Origin of the sequence: Spirochaeta lutea, from assembly GCF_000758165.1 — a bacterium.
GTDB lineage: Bacteria > Spirochaetota > Spirochaetia > DSM-27196 > Salinispiraceae > Spirochaeta_D > Spirochaeta_D lutea.
On record NZ_JNUP01000028.1, the window covers coordinates 1 to 2,648 of the forward strand.

The following is a 2,648-nucleotide window of genomic DNA, read 5'->3' on the forward strand; positions in this document are numbered from 1 at the left end:
CAATAATTGCTTTTAATGATTTTTCTACGCATTGTTGTGCATGAAATGCAACCATGGAAGTTAATCGTGGATTATTAATAATTTCTTCAATTGTTTCTAAATCCAATCGAGCAAATTCCAGCCAGTTATTAGCTTGCGCGGTCATAAATTGTCTCACCTAAATTTAATTCGGCTATAAATGATTTTTTTTGTTCTTTTAATTTCTCATATTCTTTTTTTGTATAAACGGTTATGTCGATTGGGTATATCAGACTTAGATCAAATAGATATTCTTCAACTAAAATTGCATTTTCCATTCGTTCTTCAAATGAGGATGGTAAACTATTGGAGTCGAGTATTACAGCAATATCAATGTCGTTCCCTTGGTTACGGTTTTTTTTTGTCAGCGATCCAAATAGAATAATTTTATAGGGGTTTAATGGTTCAAGAGTTGAGATAATCTTCGGTATTACTTCTCTGAGTCCGTCCATATCTTTATTATAGCTGGTTCTTCGGTCTTTCAATAGTGATACTATACTTTTTTGTAGCTAATATAGTATTGGTTTCCCTGTGATCAAAAATTTAGTAAACATAACAACCGCTTGAGCGGCACGCCGTATATTGGCGTGAAAAATGCCGAGCGAAGCGACAAGCATTTTTCATGACAATAGGCGTGTCCGTCTCGAAGCGCTTGTTATGTTGCAATTTACTTTTATATTAGTTATCAAAACTGCCTCGTGAATTCATTTACCTCTGTACTGTTTCCATTAATATTCAATAAATTTTCACCAGAGATTTTAAATCCACTTTTTAATAATAGTCGTTCTGCGGATTTATTTCGCTTGTCAGAACGTGCAATCAATTTCTGCGGGCTTCTTGATTTATAAAGAAATTCAATGAATGTAGGAAGAATTTCTGACATGTATCCTTTGCTTCGATCTAATTGCGAAAAAATCCGAAATCCAATTTCATATTCAGCTTCAGCAATTTTAGTGGCAGTTAAGACTCCTAATAATTGTCTTGGATAACAATAAATAAAATAATGAGAACCTTTCGAATCATTTAGGAACATACAATCTGAATGAATCTTTTCAAGAATACTGAGTTCCGGCACAGAATTATTAGAGTATTCTGCACGGTTTTGGGGATCTAACATCTTCTGATGCCAAACAGCTATTTCATTTTCCTGAATTGCATCGATAAATAAGTTGGCTGAATAAAGGGGGAGCTGGTGTAAGTTCTCTTTCAAATTTTCGAAATTCGGAGGGAATAGTCGATTTGTCTCGTTTAAATCTATGAGCACTTTTAAGGTTGGCACTGTTTCATTTCGATTAATCAAACGGTTAATTTCTTCCCAGCAGAAAAACTGAGCATCAATGACTTCTGAATCTTGAAGAATCAAGTCTGTAGTCTTTGAAGAAATTTTGAAGCGCCAAATATCCCAGATGCAATCTTCTTCGAGAAAGGAATAAACGAAAGCTCCATCCTCACAGTCAACCTCGAGACCAATTTCTTCCTTTATTTCCCTTTGCATTCCTTGTGAACTAGTTTCACCGGAAAGAACTGAACCTGCTGTGCACTCCCATAAATTTCCCAGCTTTTTTTGGGGATGCCTTTTTGTAAGAAGCATTTCATTTTGATCATTTATAATTATTGCCATAACCCCAAGATGAAATCTTTCCTTTGGGAGAGGTTCTCCCCGGAAACATATTTCGCCGGTTCTTTCTCGATTCTTTGTGTATAAATCCCAGGGTTCTTTCAAAGCGCTCTTCTTTTTGTCAACATAACGCACGCTTAACTTGCGCAGCGAAAAAGTGGCGCGGTTTTTGCAATTATAAATTGCACGAATGTGCAGGCGCAGCCTATTTCCATTTTTCCGCAAAAACCGTGACACCGCTGCGTCAAGTTGAAGCGTTTGTTATCTTGTATTTTTGAATTCATTGATAAAACCCTCTGCATCAATCACCTTAAAATTGGTTGAATGAAAATCTTTTGTATTTCTTGTTATTAAGAAATCCACATTATTTTCAATAGCGACAGCGGCATGAATATCGTCTTCGAAGTCTTTATATTTGTTTTGGATAGCTTGTTGTAGGTGATGGACATTGACCGGAACAACTTTAAACAGTTGTAAGCAATCACTGATGAACTCATCAGCTATTTTTTTATTTAAGGTTTTGTTTAGAATGTAATAAGAATTTGCTAGCGTGAGGGGAGACACAATTCCAATAATTTTTTGGTTTTCTACTAATTCAATGATACGAGCTGAGTAATAAGAGAATGGTTCTCTATCCATTACCCAGTCGATGATAATGTTGCAGTCGATATATGTTTTAATCAACAAGATGCTTTTCCATAAGATACTTCTGTTTTATTTGGTCATCATTGATTGTTGTATGAATGATTCCTTTGTATTTGGACGTAATATGAGCATTTAGATCAGAAATGTTTGGTTCTTCATTTTTATAAATAAGTGTTTTGTAAAGTTGTTCAGTGAGTGAACTTAGTGAGGTATTATTTTTTGAAGCATAAATTTTTGCTTTTTCAATAATATCTTCATCTAATCGCAAGGTAAGTTTGGTGGACATAACACACTCCTGACGTCTATATATATAATGTACGTCACTTTCTGTTTTTGTCAACGGTAAAAATAATAAATCAAGATAACA

5 protein-coding genes are annotated in these 2,648 nt (G+C 34.7%); all 5 read right to left on the reverse strand.

Annotated elements, in window-relative coordinates; translation table 11 throughout:
• A partial coding sequence (locus tag DC28_RS16910; RefSeq protein ID WP_156104560.1) for a HEPN domain-containing protein occupies positions 1 to 145 on the reverse strand: 145 nt, incomplete at its 3' end.
• Complete coding sequence (locus tag DC28_RS03520; protein WP_037546018.1) at positions 129 to 470, reverse strand: nucleotidyltransferase domain-containing protein; 342 nt, start codon at positions 468 to 470, stop codon at positions 129 to 131. The genes DC28_RS16910 and DC28_RS03520, both read right to left, overlap by 17 nt.
• A gap of 233 nt (positions 471 to 703) precedes the next feature.
• Positions 704 to 1,873, reverse strand: coding sequence for a GNAT family N-acetyltransferase (locus DC28_RS15170; protein WP_342585328.1), 1,170 nt, complete (start codon positions 1,871 to 1,873; stop codon positions 704 to 706).
• A gap of 24 nt (positions 1,874 to 1,897) precedes the next feature.
• Positions 1,898 to 2,323: a PIN domain-containing protein gene (locus tag DC28_RS03530; RefSeq protein WP_052078400.1), complete on the reverse strand. Its 426-nt coding sequence runs from the start codon at positions 2,321 to 2,323 to the stop codon at positions 1,898 to 1,900.
• On the reverse strand, positions 2,313 to 2,648 hold a 336-nt coding region (locus DC28_RS03535), incomplete at its 5' end, for a DUF6364 family protein (protein WP_238565758.1). The genes DC28_RS03530 and DC28_RS03535, both read right to left, overlap by 11 nt.

Bases quoted from the DNA above. Each gene is read 5' to 3' on its own strand.
- DC28_RS03520 (WP_037546018.1), bottom strand. From the start codon at position 470: ATGGACGGACTCAGAGAAGTAATACCGAAGATTATCTCAACTCTTGAA.